This window comes from Paenibacillus sp. 01T47 (genome assembly GCF_056398245.1).
In genome coordinates this window covers 422883-445208 of the sequence record NZ_JBFTPA010000004.1, presented here as the reverse complement: position 1 = coordinate 445208, position 22326 = coordinate 422883, and the positions used below count along the sequence as shown (strand labels likewise).

The 22326-nt window shown below is 43.2% G+C and carries 26 protein-coding genes and 2 riboswitches; of the genes, 7 read left to right on the top strand and 19 right to left on the bottom strand.

Annotation, left to right across the window (positions count from 1 at the left end; genetic code table 11):
• Window positions 1–9 precede the first annotated feature (9 nt).
• Together AC1DOV_RS11850 and AC1DOV_RS11845 are read right to left on the bottom strand one after the other, a co-directional pair.
• A complete protein-coding gene (locus tag AC1DOV_RS11850) occupies window positions 10–1578 on the bottom strand; it encodes a sensor domain-containing diguanylate cyclase (protein ID WP_477550032.1) in 1569 nt (522 codons plus the stop codon).
• Window positions 1579–1658: 80 nt separating this feature from the next.
• Window positions 1659–1964 (bottom strand): ArsR/SmtB family transcription factor, encoded by a 306-nt coding sequence (locus AC1DOV_RS11845; protein ID WP_475449684.1) that lies wholly within the window; start codon window positions 1962–1964, stop codon window positions 1659–1661.
• A 122-nt stretch (window positions 1965–2086) separates the two neighbouring features.
• Here AC1DOV_RS11845 and AC1DOV_RS11840 point away from each other — a divergent pair, with 122 nt between their 5' ends.
• Window positions 2087–3478: an MFS transporter gene (locus AC1DOV_RS11840; protein ID WP_477550031.1), complete on the top strand. Its 1392-nt coding sequence runs from the start codon at window positions 2087–2089 to the stop codon at window positions 3476–3478.
• Window position 3479: 1 nt separating this feature from the next.
• Here the strand turns inward: AC1DOV_RS11840 and AC1DOV_RS11835 are convergent, their stop codons facing one another.
• The 10 genes from AC1DOV_RS11835 to AC1DOV_RS11790 all read right to left on the bottom strand — a co-directional run bounded on the left by AC1DOV_RS11835 (window position 3480) and on the right by AC1DOV_RS11790 (window position 12221).
• Complete coding sequence (locus AC1DOV_RS11835; RefSeq protein WP_339203612.1) at window positions 3480–4148, bottom strand: DNA alkylation repair protein; 669 nt, start codon at window positions 4146–4148, stop codon at window positions 3480–3482.
• A gap of 100 nt (window positions 4149–4248) precedes the next feature.
• Complete coding sequence (locus tag AC1DOV_RS11830) at window positions 4249–5604, bottom strand: hypothetical protein (protein WP_477550030.1); 1356 nt, start codon at window positions 5602–5604, stop codon at window positions 4249–4251.
• Between the two features lie 156 nt (window positions 5605–5760).
• Window positions 5761–6237, bottom strand: a complete 477-nt coding sequence (locus AC1DOV_RS11825; RefSeq protein WP_477550029.1) for an NUDIX domain-containing protein — start codon at window positions 6235–6237, stop codon at window positions 5761–5763.
• An 865-nt stretch (window positions 6238–7102) separates the two neighbouring features.
• Window positions 7103–7531: a pentapeptide repeat-containing protein gene (locus AC1DOV_RS11820; protein ID WP_441880979.1), complete on the bottom strand. Its 429-nt coding sequence runs from the start codon at window positions 7529–7531 to the stop codon at window positions 7103–7105.
• A gap of 118 nt (window positions 7532–7649) precedes the next feature.
• Window positions 7650–8675, bottom strand: a complete 1026-nt coding sequence (locus AC1DOV_RS11815; RefSeq protein WP_477550028.1) for a S66 family peptidase — start codon at window positions 8673–8675, stop codon at window positions 7650–7652.
• 177 nt (window positions 8676–8852) lie between these two features.
• The gene (locus AC1DOV_RS11810; protein ID WP_477550027.1) at window positions 8853–9260 is read right to left on the bottom strand and encodes a DUF6855 family protein; all 408 of its coding nucleotides are present in this window, start codon (window positions 9258–9260) and stop codon (window positions 8853–8855) included.
• 76 nt (window positions 9261–9336) lie between these two features.
• Window positions 9337–9693: a hypothetical protein gene (locus AC1DOV_RS11805; RefSeq protein ID WP_477550026.1), complete on the bottom strand. Its 357-nt coding sequence runs from the start codon at window positions 9691–9693 to the stop codon at window positions 9337–9339.
• Window positions 9694–10527, bottom strand: a complete 834-nt coding sequence (gene thyA, locus AC1DOV_RS11800) for a thymidylate synthase (RefSeq protein ID WP_477550025.1) — start codon at window positions 10525–10527, stop codon at window positions 9694–9696. It lies immediately after the preceding gene.
• Window positions 10528–10853: 326 nt separating this feature from the next.
• Window positions 10854–11459, bottom strand: coding sequence for a DUF2087 domain-containing protein (locus tag AC1DOV_RS11795; protein WP_441913093.1), 606 nt, complete (start codon window positions 11457–11459; stop codon window positions 10854–10856).
• 204 nt (window positions 11460–11663) lie between these two features.
• Window positions 11664–12221, bottom strand: coding sequence for an SLOG family protein (locus AC1DOV_RS11790; protein ID WP_477550024.1), 558 nt, complete (start codon window positions 12219–12221; stop codon window positions 11664–11666).
• A gap of 87 nt (window positions 12222–12308) precedes the next feature.
• Window positions 12309–12411, top strand: a riboswitch (TPP riboswitch).
• Between the two features lie 87 nt (window positions 12412–12498).
• Here AC1DOV_RS11790 and AC1DOV_RS11785 point away from each other — a divergent pair.
• The 4 genes from AC1DOV_RS11785 to thiD are packed head-to-tail and all read left to right on the top strand — an operon-like array spanning window position 12499 to window position 15896.
• On the top strand, window positions 12499–13275 hold the full coding sequence (locus tag AC1DOV_RS11785) for an ABC transporter ATP-binding protein (protein WP_477550023.1): 777 nt from the start codon (window positions 12499–12501) through the stop codon (window positions 13273–13275).
• A complete protein-coding gene (locus tag AC1DOV_RS11780) occupies window positions 13256–14032 on the top strand; it encodes an ABC transporter permease (RefSeq protein ID WP_441880975.1) in 777 nt (258 codons plus the stop codon). Before AC1DOV_RS11785 ends, AC1DOV_RS11780 begins: the two co-directional genes overlap by 20 nt.
• Complete coding sequence (locus AC1DOV_RS11775) at window positions 14029–15054, top strand: ABC transporter substrate-binding protein (protein WP_477511302.1); 1026 nt, start codon at window positions 14029–14031, stop codon at window positions 15052–15054. Before AC1DOV_RS11780 ends, AC1DOV_RS11775 begins: the two co-directional genes overlap by 4 nt.
• Before the next feature lie 32 nt (window positions 15055–15086).
• Complete coding sequence (gene thiD / locus AC1DOV_RS11770) at window positions 15087–15896, top strand: bifunctional hydroxymethylpyrimidine kinase/phosphomethylpyrimidine kinase (protein WP_477511303.1); 810 nt, start codon at window positions 15087–15089, stop codon at window positions 15894–15896.
• Between the two features lie 102 nt (window positions 15897–15998).
• On the opposite strand, the gene AC1DOV_RS11765 is transcribed toward thiD, so the two are convergent.
• The 6 genes from AC1DOV_RS11765 to AC1DOV_RS11740 form a co-directional block, all read right to left on the bottom strand.
• Window positions 15999–16181: a hypothetical protein gene (locus tag AC1DOV_RS11765; protein ID WP_076266766.1), complete on the bottom strand. Its 183-nt coding sequence runs from the start codon at window positions 16179–16181 to the stop codon at window positions 15999–16001.
• Between the two features lie 162 nt (window positions 16182–16343).
• On the bottom strand, window positions 16344–16841 hold the full coding sequence (gene queF / locus AC1DOV_RS11760) for a preQ(1) synthase (RefSeq protein ID WP_339203627.1): 498 nt from the start codon (window positions 16839–16841) through the stop codon (window positions 16344–16346).
• Between the two features lie 31 nt (window positions 16842–16872).
• Window positions 16873–17607 carry a 7-carboxy-7-deazaguanine synthase QueE gene (queE, locus tag AC1DOV_RS11755; protein ID WP_477550022.1) on the bottom strand — a complete coding sequence of 245 codons (735 nt, stop codon included), beginning with the start codon at window positions 17605–17607 and terminating at the stop codon, window positions 16873–16875.
• Window positions 17607–18044 carry a 6-carboxytetrahydropterin synthase QueD gene (gene queD / locus AC1DOV_RS11750; protein WP_477550021.1) on the bottom strand — a complete coding sequence of 146 codons (438 nt, stop codon included), beginning with the start codon at window positions 18042–18044 and terminating at the stop codon, window positions 17607–17609. The genes queE and queD overlap by 1 nt, the downstream gene beginning before the upstream one ends.
• A gap of 9 nt (window positions 18045–18053) precedes the next feature.
• On the bottom strand, window positions 18054–18704 hold the full coding sequence (gene queC, locus AC1DOV_RS11745; protein WP_477550020.1) for a 7-cyano-7-deazaguanine synthase QueC: 651 nt from the start codon (window positions 18702–18704) through the stop codon (window positions 18054–18056).
• Window positions 18705–18853: 149 nt separating this feature from the next.
• Window positions 18854–18897, bottom strand: a riboswitch (PreQ1 riboswitch).
• A 149-nt stretch (window positions 18898–19046) separates the two neighbouring features.
• Window positions 19047–19568: a hypothetical protein gene (locus AC1DOV_RS11740; protein ID WP_477550019.1), complete on the bottom strand. Its 522-nt coding sequence runs from the start codon at window positions 19566–19568 to the stop codon at window positions 19047–19049.
• Between the two features lie 154 nt (window positions 19569–19722).
• On the opposite strand from AC1DOV_RS11740, the gene AC1DOV_RS11735 reads away from it, so the two are divergent.
• Both AC1DOV_RS11735 and AC1DOV_RS11730 read left to right on the top strand, forming a co-directional pair.
• On the top strand, window positions 19723–20304 hold the full coding sequence (locus AC1DOV_RS11735) for a DJ-1/PfpI family protein (RefSeq protein WP_477550018.1): 582 nt from the start codon (window positions 19723–19725) through the stop codon (window positions 20302–20304).
• 53 nt (window positions 20305–20357) lie between these two features.
• Window positions 20358–21023 (top strand): HAD family hydrolase, encoded by a 666-nt coding sequence (locus AC1DOV_RS11730; RefSeq protein ID WP_477550017.1) that lies wholly within the window; start codon window positions 20358–20360, stop codon window positions 21021–21023.
• A gap of 100 nt (window positions 21024–21123) precedes the next feature.
• On the opposite strand, the gene AC1DOV_RS11725 is transcribed toward AC1DOV_RS11730, so the two are convergent.
• A complete protein-coding gene (locus AC1DOV_RS11725; protein ID WP_477550016.1) occupies window positions 21124–22233 on the bottom strand; it encodes a rhamnogalacturonan acetylesterase in 1110 nt (369 codons plus the stop codon).
• Between the last annotated feature and the right edge of the window lie 93 nt (window positions 22234–22326).

The following is a 22326-nucleotide window of genomic DNA, read 5'->3' as shown; positions in this document are numbered from 1 at the left end:
ACCGAACAACTAATCCTCTCGTCCGCTTAATGGCTTATTGTCGTAAACCGTTGTTCGGTTTCTGCCCGCTTCCTTCGAGCGATAAAGCGCTTGATCCGCCATTTCAATTATTTCCTTCGCGTCCTTCCCCTTCCCACTCGACATTGAAATGCCGATTGAAACGTAGATTGGACTGCCAGTCGGACTCGTGCCAGCAGCGATTCCTTCTCTAAGCCGCTCCGCAATATTGGTTGCCGTAGGAATGCTTCCTAGCTTAACCAGTATGCCAAACTCTTCACCGCCGTAGCGGAAGCTAAGATCGTGACTTCTGGAAAATGCTTTTATTTGCGCAGCTGTATAGATTAATACTTCATCTCCTATAAGATGCCCGTGCTGATCATTAATTTTTTTGAAATGGTCAACATCCAGCAGTATAAGCGCAAACGGTATATCCTCGGCGATCCACTCCTGAATGGTCAAATCAAATGTTTTCCTATTCGCAAGTCCCGTAAGCCCATCCAATCGAATTTCCTTGTTCAGTAAATTAAAATGGTTATTTATACTTTGATTAAGCTGTCTCACTTCATAGATGTAAGAATTTGTTTTGGGCATTTTGGAACGTATCGCCTTTGTTGATAAAATCGCTTCCTCTGAGAAAGCAGCTAGTTCAAATAGAGGCTTCGATATTAAATGGGAAACATACCACGCAAGCAGCAGGATTACGATAAATAACGGGAGAAATTGCAGCAGTATACTCCATATCAATTCATTTAACGGCTTATCAATAATTGAAGCAGGCGTTTGTGCTACGATTGCCCAACCGGTTATCGACTCGTTCGCAAAACCCGCAAAATAACGATTTTGCTTTGAATTAACGATCTCCTGCGATCCGCTATGGCCAGCTAATGCCTTATTAATAACCTCATTTGAAGCAATTTTTTCATTAATTCGCTGATGGTCTGGATGGAAAATAAGGCGGCCTTGCTTATCTGCTACGTAGACGTAAGAGCCGTTTCCGTAAAAATGTTCGTTGAGCAATTTGCTAAGCGCGTTGCTCTCGCTCAAATAAATGGTTCCAGCTACAAAACCTTCATATTCGCCTTGTTCATTAAATATGGGTGAAGAAATTAGCATAAGAAGCTGGTTCGTTGTTGTCCCCACATAAGGCTCTGAAATAAGCGGTCTTTTCTGTTCAACCGCTTGCTTCGATGCGTAAGAGTTCAGCACTGCCCCTGCCTTGACTCCTCCGCTTGACAAACTAGATAACATCACTTTACGATTGGAATCCACAATGATAATCGCATTAAAATATTGCTCATTCGCATCGTACCAGCTATCCAATTCCTTTTGCGATATATTTTGTATACCTGCTCTTGCAGCTATGGCATCAACATTATTTCCAATAATATCCAATAATTCTTTCGTATTAGAGGACAGCTTTTGCGCATATTGATAATTGCTTTCCAAATAACCCGACGTTAGTGAAGTCTTATTTGTCGTCCATGCAAAATAACCGCCGATGATGGCGGTTAAGATAACAGAGCCGATTACGAACAGTCCCAAGACGAATCGAAGTTTTAAGCCTTTGCGTGTACCCACAGTTGTTCCTTCTCTCGTTGCCAAAGTACAGCCTTATTTTAGCGTATATGGGCGAGAAAAGAAATAGTCCTTACTTTCGTCTATACAGAAGCCGGTTGAAGAATGGCCGTTAACAGGCCTGGAAAGCGAGCATCCAGATCCTCAGTGCGCAGCGTCAAAAAATGCTGGGTGCCTTGCTTTCTAACATTCACTATACCCGCTTCACGCAATGTACGGAAATGATGCGTCATTGTAGACTTAACGACAGGAAGATCAAAGTGGCCGCAGGACTGCTCGCCATGCTTAACAATAGCGACAACAATGCTAAGCCGAATAGGATCACTTAATGCATATAAAACAGAAGTAAGCTCAATATCCTCACGATTGGGATGGAATAATATCTTCAAAGGCATTCGCACCTCTCTCATTAAGTACTTATTGCATTATACCATAGCTCATGCTATATTTTCATTGTACGATAATATTCGTACAATGAAAATAGATAAAGAGACAACTTTGGAGGTTCTATATGAGAAACAGTGCCGCTGTTACTGCCCCACCCTTATTCACCGAGGAGCGGCCCGCCTTTAGAGACGGTCTCGTTATCCCGCTGCTAGGTTTAACCGTAATTATTGTGATCATGAATACGATGATGTTTAATCTGGCCTTGCCCCAAGTAACGGCTCAGTTTATGCTATCCCCATCGGCAGCTTCTTGGATCATAACGGGTTATTCCATTATTTTTGCCATTTCATCGATTACCTACAGCAGACTCTCTGACTTTGTTCCGATTCGTCTGCTGCTCACGATTGGCTTAATCGCCATGGGCGGCGCATCAGTGCTTGGTTATTTTAGTCATCATTATGTACTGCTGCTTGTCGCGCGCCTTATTCAAGCTTGCGGAGCGGGCTCCGTCCTTAGTTTAACCATCGTGCTCATTACACGATTCATTCCACTTGCTCGCCGGGGCAAATCCATGGCACTCATTACTTCGGCTGCCTCACTCGGCCTTGGTTTAGGCCCCGTCATCGGCGGTGCTATAACACAATATTTAGGCTGGAACGATCTGTTTATCGTTACCGGAATCTCACTTTTACTCATTCCTGTGTTTTATCGACTGCTGCCGGTTGAAGCATCGAACAAGGGGTCCTTCGATATCCTCGGTGCCGCGCTTGTCGGAATTGGCTCCACAGGTGTTCTGCTCTATATTACGAACCATTTCTTAATTGCTCTTATTGGCGGAATACTTGCACTAATCTTATTCTGGATACGAATTAATCGTGCAGTAAATCCTTTTGTTCAGCCTACTCTGTTCCGCAATAAAAGGTATATTCGTCTGATTACACTTGGTGTTGTATCTTACATTAACAATTTTTCCACACTTTTTCTGCTGCCTCAGGTGCTTATTCACCTGTTCAAGCTGACACCAGGTCAAGCAGGTCTCATTATTTTTCCGGGAGCCATTGTAGCTATGCTTTCCTCCAATCGCATTGGAAAAATCATTGATCAACACGGCAACAGCTTGCTGCTTCGGCTAACTCCTTGCTTTCTCTTGCTCGCTGCTGTTTCTTTCGCCTTGTTCGCGGATCAATCCATCTACGTTGTCATGGCAATTTATATCGTGATGAGCGTTAGTTTCTCCGCGTTAAACTCGGGCGTTTCGAACGAGCTGTCAAGAATTTTACCAAGTGAGCATGTAGGTGCTGGAATGGGCTTATTCCAGCTGTCGCAATTCATTAGCGGTGCTTTCAGCGTAGCGATTAGCGGTATCGTTCTCGCGGCACAAAGCAGTGTTCCGCTTGGCCGCGCATTTTCAAATATATTTTGGGGAATGGGCGTCATTGCCGCCTTCGCCATTGCAGCATCGTGGCTGTACTATTTCTCTTCAAAGCAGCGGCTCGATGAGTCAAATCAACGTTAAGCTAAACGATATGCTTTAACGCCTCTTTCTTGCTAAGCGGCGAGAGCGGCGTTTCTTCTACAAACCGATGCACACAGGCTGCATCGGTTTTTGCATATTCTCTAAGCGCCCAGCCGATCGCTTTGCGAATGAAAAACTCGCTTTCGTCCTTCGTGCGGCGTATGTAGTCAAATAACCGATCTGTATCCGTATCATGCTTGTACCTAAGCTGAAACAACAAAGCAGTTCTCCGGAGCCACATCTGATCTGAATCGATCCAGCGCTCCGTATACTCCGCTGTTAATTCCGGATATTTCGAGAGCTGACTGCCGACTAAATGTGCTGCCAGAAAATCAACGGTATCCCACCAAGAATGGGTCGTTACCCACCGCTCCAGCCTGTCGATATGTGAAGGCTCGGCCTCTTTGCTGTATCTTTCCATCAAACCCATCGCCACATAATGGAACTCTCGCTCGTTCAGCTGCCATAGCTGCTCTGCCGTTTGCAGCAGCTCCTCGCCCTTTGGCTTTTCATTTTGCTTCCAAAACTCGCGCAGCAGCTGCGTTCGCTCTGGAGTCTTTAGGCCAAGAAAAATAAATTGGCCACGCATGTAAGCCTCCATAGGCTGAGCCGTCTCCGGATTGGCGTGCTCCCTGAACTTTGCTTCCAAAGCATGCGCAATTGCAGTCATCAAATACCAGCTCCTTTTCTTGAACGATAACACAAAGCAGCCCTAACCATCAATGATGGTCAGGGCTGCTTCATCGTAACTATTTTGCCAAATAATCTTATTAAGCCGCTTCGTTATGCAAATATCTAAAGAATGGCTTATCTACCCAAAATTGAGTAGGCGTAATGTTGACATTAGGATCAATGGCTTTAAATCCTGCAACGACCTTCGCAGAATCCTCATTAAGCGAGAACGGGTTAACTGTATAAGGGCTGTCTGGATCTGTAATAAAGTTGTTCGTAATAATTTCATAATCCTTTAGTGCAGTTTGTGAGTAGTAGAGCGGCTGCCACCATGATGCAACGATAAGCCCCGCTTGATCCTCTTCATCTTTCTTCGCATAAGCTAGAACAACATCTTGGAAAGCTGCTTTATCTGCCGCAGTTGCAAATTCAAATTCAAGGTCATACTCTTTGGAATACGAAATATAGTTGCCATTTGCAATTTTAACTACGTTTGGACCAGGATTGCCCCATTCTGCTAGAAAAATAAATGCGGATGTTTTTGGCTCAAATTGCACTTTCGCATTTAGGCCTTCACTGCGAAGCAAACCAATAAGCTGAATCGCGTGATTAAAATCGGAATGACCATAAATCAGAGACAAAGAATCGATGAAGTTAGCATTGAAACGGGAGTCCTTGATGTTGTAGCCTGTGATCAAGCTTTGCTCCAAAGCAGTATTTACCAGCTTTTGCAGCTTAGGCGCATCGATAATATCAGAAGTTTCGTAAGCGCTGCTTAGCTTTTGGAAAATATCGTTGTCGTTAACATAACCGATATACTTTTTGTAAAGACCTTTTGTAATAAGCACTTTACCAAGCAATGTGTGGATCAATTGATCGCTTGCTGCATTTTTTGGTTTGAAGCCTGTGTAAAATTCAGCTGGCAGCAAGCCTGTATCTACTGCTGCTGCAACTTCTTGCGCACCTTTTGTGCCAAGCACGCTGCTTTTAACGTTCAGCTTCGTTAGTACTTTGTTTACTTTAACAGCCGGGTATGTATAAGCAAGCTCCTTCAAATCTGCTGCTCTTACCGCAATGGAAATCGCTACAGCGCTTGTAAGGACTTGATCGCCTTGAATGGCCGGGCCAGACAAAATGCCTTTCTCATACAAAGCCGCCGCTGCAGGATAAAGCTTGTTATCTGACTTTACATCGGAGAAAGTGACCTCTTTGCCTGATGGCTCGTAACCAAGAATATCAGCTACTGCTTCAATGAATTCACCCTTCGTCACTTTGCTGGAGAGGCTGACATTAAATTTTTCTTTCAAAAACTGCTTATACTGTGCTGCGCCATCTTCCTTTAGTGCCGCTGCTTCAGACGGAGCCGCAAAGGCTGCTGATTGTGTAAAGATAACAGAGAAAGATAAGAGGAGTGCTACTAGCAGTTTTGTGTATGATGCTTTTGTGTTTTTCATGAACATTGCCTCCATGTTTCTAATTCCGATGTTTTTAATCGGGTATGAGTAATGTTCCATAGTATACCAGCTAAAAAATGAAAGTGTCAATAAATATATTTTATTTATTAAGTTTTTCTTTGCTCGGTTGTCATCGTTATTTTGTCATACAATATTTCATTCGTTTTTACCTTTAGCAGAGATAACCTTGCACCACTCAAGAACTGCTTTGTCGACTTCGTCCATATGACCAATTTCTTCAATTAAATCCCAAAGTACGATCTGCTCAGTTTCTTCATTTGCTTGGAATGGGACGAGCTTATCTACACTAGCATAATAAATGGGATTATATTTGATATCTCCATTAGGCTTCTTCACTTTTATCAACCCGATGAACTCGAAGTCATTAACGATTTGTGATGTTTCTTCGAATAACTCTCTGCTTGCACATTCCCTCGGTGTTTCCCCTTCCTCTCTTCCCCCTGCGGGTACTTCCCATTGTTGTCTCCATTTGTTAAAACAAATAAGAAATCGCTCGCCACAGTTGATTACCGCGTATGATCCCGCCAAAGGTACATCCTCTCTGAGCTCATCCTCTTTCATAGGCAGGCATGCCAATAGCTCAAAACCATCTTTATTGGACTTTATACTCAACGTTATCTCTCCTTCCATCATTAACTTACCTTCGATTACTCCACTTTATAAGAGATTTATGGATTCGTGTAGCTCTATTACGTAGTACTCGAAATATCGGCTTTATTTAGTCATCATTTTCTGCTCAATCAGGCCGACCTAACAATACAAAAAGACTGCCCTTCGGCAGCCTTCATACAGAAATACATTTAATTCGCAGCATCTATTTGCTTATGTACGATAGTGATTTACTATAAATCTTCAAAGCCGACCGCTATAAAAATACCCGCACTAACGACTGCAATATGAACAATAGAAAATAAAACATGTACAGAAACTACATTCAAATCTTTTCTTGACAGCTGGGGGCTCGTTCTTAACTTATATATGGAAAAGCCAATTAGGCCCGTTATGAATAATGATTGAGCCAACCATCTTGAAACGGTTAAAAAAGCTGGAGTATTATTAACGATCGGGTTTAAAAACCATTGAAATGGATCAAATAACATTGCCGCAAGAATCATTGCCCATGCCAACAAATGAATCGGCAAAGCAGTTAAAATATGGTTTCGAATAGCTGCTCTCCTCCTATTTTTCGATCAGATATTATAGAGACGTGACAATTTAGATCAATGTTGCTTTGCTAACGGACATCAGGTACTCTATTTGCTACATTTTCACCCTTTTTTGCAAACTAACGGACATAGAGGACCTTATTCAGCTTCAAAAGTTATATTTATCCTCCTTTTCACAGCCATAACGTATCCTATGTCCGTTAGCAAAACTCATCCCATTGATTCTAAAAAAAACCGCAAAAGGCTGCCTTGTTGGCGAACTTTTTACGGCTTTAAGTGATCGTGCCTCGCTGGATAAAGTTGATTTATTTTTATTTTTGCTCCATAGCTTTAAACTGTTTAATTAAACTTTCGATATCAATTCCATTTATAGTTAAACCAGAAATATCGCAGTTGTCCAATTTAGCATTCTTCAAATTGCAATCCGTAAACACGCTTTGATGTAAATTACAATTAGTTAATTGCACAGGTGTTCTGTTGAATTCAACATCAGGCTGATTTGGATTACCGAATCCAATGTTGCGAAAATGGGCTCCGCCCCACTGTGCACCGTCAATGACAAACTCACTCAAATTAGCATCAGAGATATGTAGTCCCGTTAAATTCACATCATTCATATTCATACCGCTAAGATTACAACAGTTAAGCGTGACCTGCTCCGCCCGAACATTTTTGAAGCTGGAAGCTGTAACATCTGAATTAACGATTGTCAGGATCTCTTTTTCATTTTCTAATTTCATATTTTACCCTCCAAATTATCGTTTGAATTCTATTCTAGTTTAAAACAGCAGCTGATCTCTGTCCAAAATAATATTCACAATATCATGTACTGAAATAAATGACATATAGTAGATTTTATTATTGCACGGCGGATTCTTCAATCGAAAAAAGTATCCCTCGTTCCTCAGTGGCTTGCAAACTTGCCATAACACCATTCGGAAGTACAATCATAGGGTCCGTGTGGCCAAAATCCGCATCATATATGATCGGAAAATCATATCCTCTCGTTGCATTTTGTAGCAGCTCTTGCAATGAATCTTCTTCATTAAATCCTACATTTGAATGGAATCTTCCAATAATCAGACCGGAAATTTGATCATAAATACCCATCTGGCGAAATTGTGTAACATATCTATCAATTGTACTTGGCTGCTCACTCTCGTCGTCTTCTAGACACAAAATTTTGCCCTCGAAGCTTGGTAAATAAGGTGTACCTGCCAGCAGGAGAAGTGTACCCATATTCGCAGCTAGTATAGGCCCTCTCGCATGCCCTGGCTTTAAAATCTTCATGCCTGTATTAGGGGCGGTCGCTCTTGGGCGTGAATCGTCAATGTCCCAGCTTAAATGTTCCTCTGTCCAATGATCGCTGGAGTCAATCATTCCTATTGGTGTATCTTTCATTAGCGTTCTTACAAAGGAATGGTATGTAAAATCAATGAGTCCACCAAATTCTCCAAATTGCGGCATAATAGCGGGTCCCATAAATGTAATAAGATTTGTTTTCGCATGTATGCCTGCTAGAAGTGCAGTGATATCACTATACCCCATTATAATTTTTGGATGGCTGCTAATGAGCGAATAATCTAATTCTTCAAGCAGTTGATGTGAATTGTATCCCCCGATTGTAGCAATAATTGCTTTTACATCCGGGTCTCGAATCATATGATGAAAATCATCCAAACGATTATTTAGGCTGCCAGCCGTGTGACCTGTTCTCTTCCTGCTATGCTGTCCTGTAATTACTTTAAATCCCATATTTTCTAAAGCATTTATTCCACGATTCAATCTGTTAGGGCAATAAAAAGCAACCGGCGAGGATGGTGAAACAATTCCAATGGTATCTCCGGGTTTTAGTTTATCGGGTTTCAAATGTGAGGATGTCAAGGAATAACCCTCCTAATCATTCTTTTTAAATAAATATATACAAATATTTGTAAGTTCTCAATCACTCTTACAATAAAAAAAAGCTGCCATTGCGGCAGCCAATCACTCGAACTCAATAATCATTCACAATAGGATTGTATGGTTCTCGTCCCATTTCAAGTTTTCACACCACTGCGATTAAATGGACTTCATCCGATTATTCCTTGGATTATGCTCTACTTCTGCAAGTCCCAGCTTCTCCATTAATGGTGGAAGATACATTCCGAATCTGCCGCGCAACCCTTTTTTCAATCCATACCAGCCGCCAATCGGGTTTTCAGACGAGCGTCCCCATGCTTCAACAGTACCCTCTTTAGCAGGCTTCTGCTCATCGGCGCTGCCAAGCTCAATCCAGTCACCATGTTGTTTGAGCATCGCGCTTAAGTCATCAATGCAGCGGAAATCATAATGCAAGACCGTCTTCCCAACTGTGCATACTAAAATTTCTTTACCATCTTTTTCATCCTTATACATTTCATATTTAGATGTCTGAGGGGGTGTTTTTAATTTCCATGGGTTTTCTTTTGTACCTTCTGCCAACGCCATATGTATTCGCTCCTTTTGTAATCCACTCTTATTATGTACTTTATCTTTCAGATATCCTTCAGATGTTACTACATGTTTACTCTGGAAGCTTGTTGATGACGCCATCCAAAGGAAATACCATTTGAACAAACTCCCCCGAATGAGCATCTACATTTACAACGACACCATCAATCATAGAAGACCATTGTTGATTGCCCAACAATTTGTTCCAAATCGTATTCTTCTCTAGGACAACATACTTTGCATTAATCTCAGTGTCAAATTTAGAATTCAATTTTTCATTTACGATGTCCACATATTCTTTTGCTTTGATCATAGCATTGTATTCGCTTAGGATAGGCTTTTGAATTTGAAAAATTACAACTATTCCTATTGCTGCAAGCAATAACAACAAAGTAATCTTCTTCACATTACGACTCCCTAATGTTCCCATTTAAATCGCAATCTCCATCTTAACAGATGGATGGTATATGTAATTTTTTAATTCAAAATCATGAATTGTAAAATCATCAAATCTTTTGATTTCTGGATTTATCCAGAGCTCAGGAGCAGGATATGGCTCACGCAACATTTGCTCCTTTAATGGTTCTTCATGTCTTTCATAGATATGAGCGTCATTAATATTAAACGTTAGTGTCCCTAGTTTATATCCTGTCACCTGAGCGATCATTCGTTGTAAAACATAATATTGAAACACATTAAATGGATGCCCTAAGCCAATGTCGTTGGACCTTGCATTTACGATGAGATGAAGAGCTCCTTGCTTAATGAGCCATTGGTTATTCCAAACACATGGATATAGCTCCATTTGATCAAGGTCATCAATATTCCAGAGCGATAGGACATGCCGCCTTGATGAAGGATTTTGGATGAGCTGATCAATCAAATGATGCACTTGGTTTGTAATTTTGCCTTTTAGCATAATTGGTTTTCCCAATTGATATCCGTATGCCTTGCCGATATTATGATTAGAATTGGTCCATTCTCTCCATATCTTCACATCATGTTCATCCAAATAAGTGGAGTCGCTTGTTCGCTTTACGTAAAACCATAACATTTCATGAATGGCAGATTTCCACGCTACTCTTTTTGTTGTAAGTATAGGAACCTCAGTATTTTCAAATGTTAGCTGCTTAGAAATTAAGCTTTTTGTGTAGGCAGGCGTACCATCAGACCATTTGGTTCTAACAGCTTGATCTTTGTCCCAATTACCATGTTCAAAAATATCCGCTACCAATTGATTGTAAATCCCATCAGCCTTCCCCATCTCCCAAGCCCCCAGGTCCTGCTTATTTCCATTTCGTATGATTAAAAAAATTCGATAAAAAAATTACTTTTCCTTTATGACGCGTAAGCACAATCACCGCTCGATGAGTTCATATTTACTTCTAACGGACATAGAAGCCCTTATTTGCAATATTAAAAGCCAAATTAGATTCTAACGGACATAGAGTCCGTTATCTGGCAGAAATCGTAGCCTTTTATAACGATTAGAGCCAAATAACGGCCTTCATGTCCGCAACCACGGCCAATAGAAGAGGAATAAAGCAAATAAGGCATCTGATGTCCGCTATTATCAAAAACAACTTCCGCTTACGAAAGAATCTCCCACTTCGCCCATATTTCTTGCGGATTCAATTCGTATATATCATTTTCTCTAAACATCAACTGATGCATAATGAACTCTCTGCGAATGGTCGCGAAGTCATCATGATAACCTTTGATAAATTCGTTAATTTCCTTCTCTGTATACTGTTTCCCTCTCGTCAAATGAGAAACCATATGCTGAAGCACGATCAATTTTTTCTTATGCTGAGCCGGCATATGCTTCAGCTTACCCTCAGCTGTAAAAAAGTTGCGGATGACTGAATCCTTCAGTTTCTTATTGCTATCCTCCATGTTGTCCACTCCCTTCTCTGCACCTGCATTCCGGTAAATGAGCTCCGCCGCCGCATTAGCGTTGCTCTTAATAAAATAATGGTTCAGCGAAAAATAAATCGTATTTTTCTCTCTGCGTTCATTAATTAAGCTGGCCTCTCTTAATTTGGTTGCATGATGCGTAATCGTAGCAGGCGTCACGCCTAATTTCTCTGCGAGCACCTGTCCGTTAAGCTCACCTTCAGCCAGCATAATCAACAATTTAATTCTCGTCGGATCGGATAATGCCTTATGATAGGCTACCACCTTATCTAATTGCACCGTTCGCCACCTCTTCCTCCACCAAACAAATTTAACTTTCGTCTAATTAGATGTTTATCTAATCAGATAATAATACGCCACCTATTATTTGTCAAACACAATAATCTCGAAAATACAAACTGTCAGCTTTGCGCATAAAAAAAGCTGACAGGTCTCTGCCTGCCAGCATGAAATAAACTCCTCTTACTCAACTCCCATGCATCGTTAATTTTCCGAATACAGGTTGTCATCATCCGCAATGCTCTGAATGTCCTCCGAGCTTATGCTGAAATAACCATAGCCCTCAGCCTGCTGTTTCTTTAACGCTTTTTCTTTAAAAAACTTGGGGCTGCCCTCGCCTGCATCCTCATCATAAACGAGCAAAATACCGTCCGTTTTCCGAAACAGCAGCTCGTCCCTAGCCGTAAACTGCCAAATGCCATTATACGGCTGGTTGCTGACCGAAGCGTAATAATCGACCCCTTTTAAAACCTGCTGATAAAACTCCTTTTTATCATCCTTCCATTTCTCTTCCGGATTGCTGTATGCCGAAATAATTGAAAGTCTCAAATGAGGATAAATTTCCTTCAGCGCAATAACGACCTCGCACGCCCACAAATCCACGCCATATTGGCCCGGGGTAATCACCCACTCAAGCCCATCTTCTATAAGCGGAACCAGCTTGCCTTTCAGCGCTTTTTTTATATAAACAATGCCCTCATGCTTCTGGCTAAAAATATTAAGCTCATGCGCTCGGTAGCCCGTTACGAGTAAATTTTTCATTTGTCCAACGCCTTTTCGGATAATTATGGTTTACATCTATCCAGTGTATGCTATAGTAGAAAAAATACAAATTGCATATAAACCTATTTATTTCACTAGGGGAGCCTAACGGCTGAGATGGAGCATCTGCTCCGGACCCTTGGAACCTGATCTGGATCATTCCAGCGGAGGGAAGTGGAGCAGCAAAGCATTCATTCATGCGCGCAAGCCTTGTGTGATCGTTAGACCCGCTCATTTCCCCTCGGAAATGGGTGGGTCTTTATTTGTTTACGGAGGGATGCGTATTACAGCTATAATCTCACTTCACCAAGTAAGCTACACCTACGACAAGCTTGCTGAAACATCTATACTGTCTAATCTTTCGCTTCAAGCCTACTCAGGTGAGTTTGTCTCTATCATCGGTGCTAGCGGCTCAGGCAAAAGCACGCTCTTTAAGCTCATGGCTGGATTGCTTCAGCCTAGCCTAGGCGAAATTAGGCTGTATGGCAAGCCTGCCCCCAATCGTCTCGGCAAGATTGCTTATATGCCGCAAAAGGATCTTCTTCTGCCATGGAGAACAATACTCGGCAATTGTCTGCTTCCACTTGAGATGACACGCAGCAATCCCCATTATAACACGATCCAAATCTTGGAGCTGCTAGAGCGCTTCGGACTGGCAGGCTATGAACAAGCTTACCCTGACGAGTTGTCAGGCGGCATGCGACAGCGGGCAGCTTTTCTGCGCACACTAGTAACCGGACAAGAGCTGCTGCTGCTGGACGAACCGTTTGGCGCGCTTGACGCCATGACCAAACGCGGTATGCATAAGTGGCTGCTAGAGCTGTGGAGCGACCTTGGAAAAACAGTACTCTTTATCACACATGATCTTGAGGAAGCGATATTGCTGAGCGACCGCATTTATTTATTGCCAAGTGCAGCTAACGAGGCGCAAGGGATACAGGAAATAGTCGTTCCTTTGCCGAGACCAAGACACTATGAGCAAAATTACGAACCCGACTTCATCAAGCTGCGGCAAGATTTGGAGCGAAGACTGCATGCGCAAACCTCTAATTAACCAGTGGCTGAGCCATTACGGACTATTCATACTGCTGCTCATTAGCTTACTGCTCGTTTGGCAAGCGGTCGTACAGCTCGGATTGGTTCCACCCTACATACTGCCGTCACCTAGCTCAATAGCTCAGGCATTAATCGAAGATGGCCATCTGCTGCTTGGCAACCATCTGCTGGCTACGCTTAAAGAAGTGTCCCTCGGTTTTCTATTGTCGATTATTATTGGGACTACGCTCGCAGCAGGCATGCACACTTTCCGAATACTGGAGAAGGCGCTGTACCCGTTTGTCGTCATCAGTCAGACCATCCCGCTTATCGCTCTGTCTCCAATTTTCATTATGTGGTTTGGCTATACGATTTGGAGCAAGGTCGCTGTTGTTTTTTTGACTGCTTTTTTCCCTATCGTTGTGAGCACCTATGACGGGCTTAAGAAAAGCGGTAGCGAATATGAAGAGCTGCTGCTCACAATGGGAGCAACGCGCTGGGGTATTTTCAGAAAAATACAAGTCCCCATCGCCCTACCGTCCTTCTTCTCAGGACTTAAGTTATCGATCGTTTATTGCGTTGTAGGCGCCACCATCGGTGAATGGCTTGGAGGCAGTGAAGGCCTAGGCTACTATAGTCGCCGAATGTCCAGCAATTTGAACGCCGACTCCATGTTTGCATCCGTTTTTCTGCTATCCCTCATTGGCATCTTATTATTTGCTGCCATTGTCCTATTGGAGAAATCAATACTAAAGAGAAAGAGGTTCAATACATGATCATCAAAGCAAAAATGAAATGGATTATTCCGATGCTTGCTTCTCTGCTGCTCGTACTTAACGGGTGCAGCAGCAACGCTGTCCCAACTGAAAACAAACCCGAGGACACTACGGCAAAACAGAATCCTCAGACTATTAGCATTATGCTCGACTGGTATCCAAATGCGGTGCATTCCTTCCTCTATGCGGCTCAAACAAACGGTTATTTTGCGAAGCATGGTTTACAGGTCAACATTCAAATGCCCGCGGATACGAATGATGCATTGAAGCTAGTGGCTGCCGGCAAGGTTGATTTGGCGCTCAGCTACCAGCCACAGGTATTGATGGCTCGCGGCGAGGAAATTCCTGTTAAATCCATTGCAGCAATCGTCAGGCATCCACTTAATCATCTAATGGTACCAGAAGGCGGAAGCGCCAAATCACCCAAGGAACTTGTTGGTAAAAAGGTCGGCTTCTCCTCCATCCCTCTGTATGAAGCAATGATGCGCACCATGATTAAGCATGACGGCGGCGACCCGCAAAATGTGGAAATGATTGACGTTGGTTTTTCCTTTATTCCGGCTATAGCAACCAATAAGGTAGATGCGATCATCGGTGGATTTATTAATCATGAGCAATTGCTGCTTGCCAAGGAAGGGCATCCCATGACGGCGATAAACCCAACTGATTTTGGCGTGCCGGATTATTACGAGCTTGTGCTTGTAGCAAGTGATCAAGGACTAGCTGAGAAGCAGGCGTTGTTCAAAAGCTTCATCGCAGCCATTACGGAGGGTCAACAATTTGTAGCTGAAAATAAACAAAAATCGTTGTCGATTTTATTTGAGCATGAGAACCAGACCTCCCCTCTCGATCAAGAAATCGAGACAAAAAGCTTGGACATTCTTCTGCCTCTCATGGATGCAGGGAAGCAATCATTTGGATATCAGGAGCCTGCTTCTTGGTCTAATGTTAGGGATTGGCTCGTCGATAACGACTTGCTGCCAGACAATATAAAGGCTGAGGATGCTTTTTCAAACTTGTAAATTAATTCTACTCTTTCGAAGGAGATGCACGGATGAGAAGATATCAAGCACTTACGATTGCAGGCTCGGACTCCGGCGGCGGCGCAGGTATTCAAGCTGATCTAAAAACATTTCAAGAGCTCGGCACCTACGGCATGTCGGTTATTACCGCAGTGACTGCGCAGAATACGCTTGGCGTTCAGGGCATCTACCCGCTGGATGCTGAGGCTGTTAGCTGCCAGCTCGATTCGATCGGCGAGGATCTGGAGCCATCCGCAGTTAAGACAGGCATGCTGTTCAGCGCAGAGATTATAAAGATCGTTGCAATGAAAGTAAAGCAATATAACTGGCATAATCTCATCATTGATCCTGTCATGGTGGCGAAAGGCGGCTCATCTCTGCTTCAGCAAGAAGCTATTCAGACACTGATTACGTATTTGCTGCCGCTCGCGCTTATAACGACTCCTAACATTCCAGAAGCTGAGCTTATCGCAAGAATCCCGATCCGGACGTTAAGCGATCGAGAGGAAGCGGCCCGAATATTGCATCAGATGGGCTCCCGCTATGTTGTCATTAAGGGCGGCCACGGTTCAAGCAGCGAACCGCTCGTTGATCTCATCTACGATGGAGAACAATTTGTATATTTGGAAAGCAAACGTATCGACACTAAGCATACTCACGGCACTGGATGCACTTTCTCCGCTGCGATTGCTGCAGAAATTGCTCAAGGCAAACCTGTACTTGAAGCTATAAGAACTGCCAAAGCCTTCATTCAAGCCGCTATTGAAGATAAGCTGGGGATTGGGAGCGGACATGGCCCAACCAATCATTTTGCTTATAGGGACAGACAGCGCTTGAGCTGATTGTATTCTATTAGAAACAGCAAACGCCGCTTCCATATAGGTCGCGGCGTTTACTAATTAGTCATGCGTTCATGCAAGTTTAGGCTTGTGTTAAAACAGCCTTCATGCCTTTTCATCCTGCTTTGGCTGCAACAAGAAGGGCTCAATCATATTATCTATACTAATATATTCAGCTTGTGACGCGCTTGGAGCTGCAAGCGCTCGAACGGGAGATACTCCAAAGTTCGTTAATGCAGATGCTATGGTGCAAAGCAGTACAGACATACAAATCGCATTTTTAATCATCGTTTGTCCACCTATTCTCTAATAACTCTAAACTAAGTATAGACTTTAATAGAATAATTGAAATGGACTTCAGGCATGAAATTCACCTAGACCTTAGTCGGGCAATTCAGAAAAATCTATCATAAATGTATCTCTTTTACTAATTTGAGCTGCAATTCTAAATTAACGATTATCCACTTTCTCTGGGTACAAATCATGATTCATGAGACGATGCTCAGCCATTTGCTCATATTTTGTGCCAGGCTGGCCATAATTGCAATACGGATCGATGGATATGCCGCCACGAGGTGTGAATTTGCCCCAAACTTCTATATATCTTGGACTCATCAGCGCAATTAAATCATTCATGATAATGTTCATGCAATCCTCGTGGAAATCACCGTGATTGCGGAAGCTGAACAAATACAGCTTAAGCGACTTGCTCTCTACCATTTTGTCACCTGGAATATATGATATATAAATGGTTGCAAAATCCGGCTGTCCCGTCATCGGGCAAAGACTCGTAAATTCCGGACAATTGAATTTCACGAAATAATCGCGATTCGGATGCTTATTATCAAAGGCCTCCAAAATTTCCGGTGCGTAGTTAAACAAATATTGTGTTCCTTGATTGCCTAGCAGCGTCACACCGCTCAGCTCCTCTTTGCTTCTTCCTTCCATGCTCGTTTCCGCCTCTCTCAGCTGTTTTGAATTAAACGCCTTTTTTATTGCCCCATACCCAGGTATGAAGCTGCGGCAGAACGTGCACCCGCTTTAAATCCTGATTCGGCATAACCTTCTCGATCAGCCATTCATAACGCTCCAATAAATAAGGAAGCATGAGCTGCGGCTCTGTTTCCTGCAAGTTTCCATTGCCTGCCTGCAAATAAAATGGAACCATTGGATACCTGAGGTGAACGTATGTCGCGTACTCTAGATCATCCTCGTCGAAAACGACTGTTTTTAAGCAAAAACTAGTTGATTTCCGATTCAGGTTGGACACGATTTCATCGAGCTTCGACCAGTCTGTCTTCATGCCAGAGCTCGGCGGCTTAGGCGACAAAGTGAGCTCATCAATCGACCAAAACCAGTCCTGCCAACGACTCCCTTGTGTCTCCAGTGCAACGCTGATGTTTTGTTTATGGAGCTCATCAACAAATTCACCCAGCTGCGGGAGCAGTGCGGGATTGCCGCCGGAAATCGTCACATGCTCAAACGCATTTCCACCTATTTCTTTTAATTGCTCTATCATTTCAAATGCTGTCAGCATGCGAATATCTTCTTTGCCGCTGCCGTCCCAAGTAAATGCCGAATCGCACCAAGAGCAGCTGTAATCGCAGCCAGCAGTACGAACAAACATCGTTTTCCGGCCAATTACCATACCTTCTCCTTGGACCGTAGGGCCGAATATTTCCATTACAGGAATTCGTTTATTGGATTTCATCATTAGACCGCCTCCCGCTTCGGACGATAAATACAATAGCTCGTCGGCGTTTCACGCAAAAAGACTTGAACGCATTGCGGACGATTTACAGTACCATCCAAATGGCGCTGAACGATGTCGCTAATCGTTCGTGCTACCACTTCAGTCGTAGGAAAACGATCGGGCAACACATTGCTAAAGTGTTCGTAGTCGTCATTAAGCAAAGAATGGTCAAAACGATCATGAATCAACCTTTTAATTATGGCGAAGTTGACAAGAAAACCTGCCTCGTCAAGCTCATCGCCTGCAACTGTTACATTCGCATAATACGTATGGCCATGAAGCTGCTGGCATTTTCCAGCCTCTTCACTCGGTACGAAGTGAGCAGCTGCAAAGTGAAAATCCTTATTAAGCTCATAACTATAGTTATGCTGTGCGGCCGGATAAATCTGCTGCATCATCGCTTCACCCTACATGCGCTGGACTAAATATTCGTCCAACCCATTCTTTCGAAGCTGGCAAGCGGGACAATCGCCGCAACCATCCGCAATAATCCCGTTATAACAGGTCAATGTGCGTTCACGGACAAAATCGAAGGCGCCCAGCTCATCCGCAAGCTTCCATGTCTCGGCTTTGTTCAGCCACATAAGCGGCGTATCGATCACAAACGGATAGTCCATTGACAAGTTCAATGTCACATTCAACGACTTTACGAATATATCCCGGCAGTCCGGATATCCGCTAAAGTCCGTTTCGCATACGCCTGTTATGATATGTTTCGCACCAAGCTGCTTTGCAAGCACTGCTGCGAACGTAAGAAATAAGAGATTGCGGCCATCAACAAAAGTTGTAGGCAGCTCTCCTTCTTTTTGCTCAATCGCGATATCGTCTCTTGTGAGTGCGTTGGGTGCTAATTGATTAAGAAGGGACATATCAAGAATATGATGCTTAATCTGAAGTTCCTTGGCGATAGCCGCCGCGCAATCCAGCTCAAGCTTATGGCGCTGTCCATAGTTGAATGTAACGGCCTCTACCTCCGCGAATCGTTCCATTGCCCAAAATAAACAGGTCGTGCTGTCCTGACCGCCGCTAAACACAACGATCGCTTTTTCTGATTTCATGCTGCATCTCCCTCTCTGATGTGAGAAGACCTGAGATCGCTTGAATTCCTTCGTATGTACATAAAAAACCAAAGAAACGGCGCGAAGCGTTAAAAAAAACCGCTTCGCGCCGAACGCGAAAACGACGATGTCACCTAATGGGACAATCGTTTCGCATAGTTTTTTATAGAGGGAGTTCGCGAACCTCTCCCGAGAGCTAGAATTGTCCGTAGACAACAGCTTCGGAGTTTCTTCTTCAGTTGTTCATTCACAAGTACTATAGCATAGCTTCATGCTTAAAGAAACAGACAGTATTTCACTGTAAATATTAGGAACTTAGAGGGCTAGAATATAAAAAAACATCTATCCAGCAATCTCTTTCAGCTTCATCAATGTCTTAAGGACATGATCAATCAGCTCCGGAATATCCTCCATTTGCTCTTCGCCTATTTTGCGACTAAAGCCAAGCTCGATTACATTCGAAAAGGTAGGCAGCTCCGTGCCAAAAAGGTAGCTTATCGTTTGTGTCGGTTCTATATCCGGCTCCCAAATACGCTGCATGACTTGCTTAATTTGGCTGCACTGCGTTGTGACATCCGTCACTTCCATGAAGAAACGAATTCGAAGCGAGCATGCAGGGGTCTCGCCCGTCAGCTCTAATATTTCCGCCGCCAAATCCTTAAGCGAAGCAGTCAGCTGAATTTCCGCAGACACCCCTGCATATTCAGCAAGCTTAAACTCCAGCATAAATTCTCGCGACATAACCGCCAACTCTAGACGATCTACCCGGTTAATAATATCAATTTTCCGGTCGAGCGTATCCAAATCATAGAGCTGATTCTCAAAGACTACTTTCAAATTTTCATAAACAGTTGGATCAAACATCGATTTCCCTCACTTATACTACAATATCGTCTTTGCTATTGTAGTCGATAAGAGAAACAGAATCGAGCCTTCGATCCGCTTTTTTGACACTTTAATCTATACCGAAGTCCATATTTGTAATATTATTGCAATAAAGAAAAGAGGTGTTGCATCGATGAAAATAGCTTTTATTTTATTTGATGGCGTTACTTTTTTGGATTTTGTCGGCTTCTATGATGTCATCACTCGTTTGAAGTACTACGAATCAACAAAAGAGTTCTCTTGGGATATTTGTGGGCTGCAGGAAGAGGTTACGGATGAGCTCGGCATGACGATTAAAGTCAATCAAGTCAAGCCGGATCTCACGCAATATGACCTTATTTTTATTCCCGGTGGACTTGGAACAAGAGCGTTAAGGTTTGATGAATCGTTCACCGCTTGGTTAAAGGAGGCTCAGCAGGCAGCGTATATCGTATCGGTTTGCACAGGATCGCTGCTGCTTGGTGCTGCTGGTTATCTGACCAATAAAAACGCGACCACCCATCCGTTCGCCTATGATTTATTAGAGCCCTACTGCAAAGAGGTTATTCGCTCACGAATTGTACGGGACGGCAATGTCATTACAGCTGGAGGAGTTGCCACCTCGATTGATTTGGGTCTTTACATCATCGGTTTTTTCTTACAAGAGCATGAGGTGAAAAGTATTAAAATACAAATGGATTACCCTTATGAAATGGAAGGCATAGCGATCTATTAAACCCCACCTAGTAAATACGATGTTGTTTCGCAAGAACAGACGGAGGTGATCCATTGAGCACCATTGATACGATTATCTTTGACCTAGACCAGACCTTGCTTGATAAAAACCAATCGTTGATCAACTTTGCAAAGTATCAGTATGAACGTTTTGCACTCCATGCCCTCATTGCAAACAGAGATGATTTTATAGCGAAGTTTACTGAATTAAATAATAGGCTCATACCCAAAGAAGATGTTTATAACGAGTTAATCGGATTTTTCAAGATTGAAGATGCTCTATTTACGCCGCTGCTCGATGATTTAAACAATCACTTTCATCAGTACAGCGTCGGGTTTCCCGGCATGAATGAAATGCTTCTCTCCTTAAAGCAGCGAGGATATAAATTAGGCATGATTACGAATGGCAGGGAATTTTATCAGAGAAATAAAATAACTGCTCTCGGTATTATGGAGCTGTTTGATGATATTGTGATTTCAGGTGCGGTCAATTTGCGAAAGCCTGATCATGCTATTTTTCAATTGTCGCTCTCTAATTTAAGCTCTTCGTCTGCGCAGTCCGTTTTTGTTGGCGATAATCTCAAGGCTGACATTATTCCGGCGAACGAATTAGGGATGCGAACGATTTTGAAGAGCAATGACCACTCGATTAAATATCCAGATGCGATATGTCATGATTTACGTGAAATTCCAGCCATCATCCTTCGTTTTTCAGCATAAAAGAAGCCTCAGAGGCTGCTCCTCAAGTAGATTTATCTACATGTGGAGCAGCCTCTTCGTATGTCAATTCAGCTATTTAGCTTCACCACCGCTGCCGCTTCTAACGCCCCTTTAAATATAAAAGCAGCGGCGATAAAGCGAGCTCTCGCACGCCTTCTGCTACTAATCCAGCAATTTGAATGCCGCCCAGCTCTTGAAAATGTGTGTCGTCCTGAGCGCCATCAGGAAAATGAATAAATTCCCCCGGGTAAGCCCACATGAACAGCGCCTTAGAGGGCTCGTCTCCCAAACGCTCATACAAATCCTTACTCTTTGCAGCCAAATCGATCAGCGGAACATCCAGCTCTGCCGCAAGCTGCTTCATTCCGAGCAAATAATCACCATGAGTATCGATAATCCTGCCTTGCTCGTCGAATTTGCGGCGATGCATCGGTGTAATTAATACAGGTTTTGCACCGCGTGCCCTTGATTCCTCTACATAAACAGCCAGCATCTCCTTAAAGCTGCCAAACGGTTCAGTTGCCCGCTCTTCATCCGGCTTCTCGTCATTATGTCCGAATTGAATCCATAAATAGTCGCCCGGCTTTATTTGCTCTATGATTGCTGCCAATCGTCCTTCGTTAATAAAGCTTCGTGAGCTTCTTCCCGACATGGCATGATTATCAATTGCTACATCCGTCTTAAAATAAAGCGGAAGCATCTGCCCCCATCCGGCATATGGGAACGTATCTTGATCGGTTACGGTTGAGTCTCCCGCCAAATAAATCGTCGTCGCTTGCTTCGCCTCGTCAATCTGAAGTGCATTTATTCGCGGCGCTACTCCTGAGAAGGCAAGCCGCAGCCGTCCATCTGTTACTTTGACGGTGAAGCTGTGCACCGCATATTGTCCTGCTGATGTGACGGCCTTGTGCAGCACTATGCGCCCTATGCCATATTTTAAAGTAGTAGAGGTTGGAGCAATGGCATCGCCTATCGTAGCTGTTATCGTGTAGCAGCCATTTGGCAGATCAACAACAAACGCGGCTTCAAGTGGAATACAGAAAGCTCCGCGAAGACGATCCGCCTCCTCTCTATTCCGTGAGCTTATACGCAGGGTTGACTCAAAACCGTAGCCTGCATCTTTGTTATAGATCGTATTCGGCAGTACTTGTATATATGGTGAAGCGGGAGCGCTGCCGATCCCAAAATCAAACTTAAGCGAAACAGTCATGAAGGCACCATCCTAACGGTTTATTTATGTCATTCTAGAATATCAAAATACGACAAGATAGGAAGTTAAATAGAAGGGGTTTTTGTTCAAAAT

Bases quoted from the DNA above. Each gene is read 5' to 3' on its own strand.
- queC (WP_477550020.1), bottom strand. From the start codon at position 18,704: ATGAAATCAGAAAAAGCGATCGTTGTGTTTAGCGGCGGTCAGGACAGC.
- AC1DOV_RS11765 (WP_076266766.1), bottom strand. From the start codon at position 16,181: ATGATTAAAAATGCGATTTGTATGTCTGTACTGCTTTGCACCATAGCA.
- thyA (WP_477550025.1), bottom strand. From the start codon at position 10,527: ATGGGGAAGGCTGATGGGATTTACAATCAATTGGTAGCGGATATTTTT.
- queE (WP_477550022.1), bottom strand. From the start codon at position 17,607: ATGATGAAATCCAATAAACGAATTCCTGTAATGGAAATATTCGGCCCT.
- AC1DOV_RS11725 (WP_477550016.1), bottom strand. From the start codon at position 22,233: ATGACTGTTTCGCTTAAGTTTGATTTTGGGATCGGCAGCGCTCCCGCT.
- AC1DOV_RS11840 (WP_477550031.1), top strand. From the start codon at position 2,087: ATGAGAAACAGTGCCGCTGTTACTGCCCCACCCTTATTCACCGAGGAG.
- queF (WP_339203627.1), bottom strand. From the start codon at position 16,841: ATGGAAGGAAGAAGCAAAGAGGAGCTGAGCGGTGTGACGCTGCTAGGC.
- queD (WP_477550021.1), bottom strand. From the start codon at position 18,044: ATGATGCAGCAGATTTATCCGGCCGCACAGCATAACTATAGTTATGAG.
- AC1DOV_RS11820 (WP_441880979.1), bottom strand. From the start codon at position 7,531: ATGAAATTAGAAAATGAAAAAGAGATCCTGACAATCGTTAATTCAGAT.
- thiD (WP_477511303.1), top strand. From the start codon at position 15,087: ATGAGAAGATATCAAGCACTTACGATTGCAGGCTCGGACTCCGGCGGC.
- AC1DOV_RS11805 (WP_477550026.1), bottom strand. From the start codon at position 9,693: ATGGGAACATTAGGGAGTCGTAATGTGAAGAAGATTACTTTGTTGTTA.
- AC1DOV_RS11830 (WP_477550030.1), bottom strand. From the start codon at position 5,604: ATGAAAAACACAAAAGCATCATACACAAAACTGCTAGTAGCACTCCTC.
- AC1DOV_RS11780 (WP_441880975.1), top strand. From the start codon at position 13,256: ATGCGCAAACCTCTAATTAACCAGTGGCTGAGCCATTACGGACTATTC.
- AC1DOV_RS11810 (WP_477550027.1), bottom strand. From the start codon at position 9,260: ATGGCGTTGGCAGAAGGTACAAAAGAAAACCCATGGAAATTAAAAACA.
- AC1DOV_RS11775 (WP_477511302.1), top strand. From the start codon at position 14,029: ATGATCATCAAAGCAAAAATGAAATGGATTATTCCGATGCTTGCTTCT.
- AC1DOV_RS11790 (WP_477550024.1), bottom strand. From the start codon at position 12,221: ATGAAAAATTTACTCGTAACGGGCTACCGAGCGCATGAGCTTAATATT.
- AC1DOV_RS11835 (WP_339203612.1), bottom strand. From the start codon at position 4,148: ATGACTGCAATTGCGCATGCTTTGGAAGCAAAGTTCAGGGAGCACGCC.
- AC1DOV_RS11740 (WP_477550019.1), bottom strand. From the start codon at position 19,568: ATGTTTGATCCAACTGTTTATGAAAATTTGAAAGTAGTCTTTGAGAAT.
- AC1DOV_RS11735 (WP_477550018.1), top strand. From the start codon at position 19,723: ATGAAAATAGCTTTTATTTTATTTGATGGCGTTACTTTTTTGGATTTT.
- AC1DOV_RS11785 (WP_477550023.1), top strand. From the start codon at position 12,499: ATGCGTATTACAGCTATAATCTCACTTCACCAAGTAAGCTACACCTAC.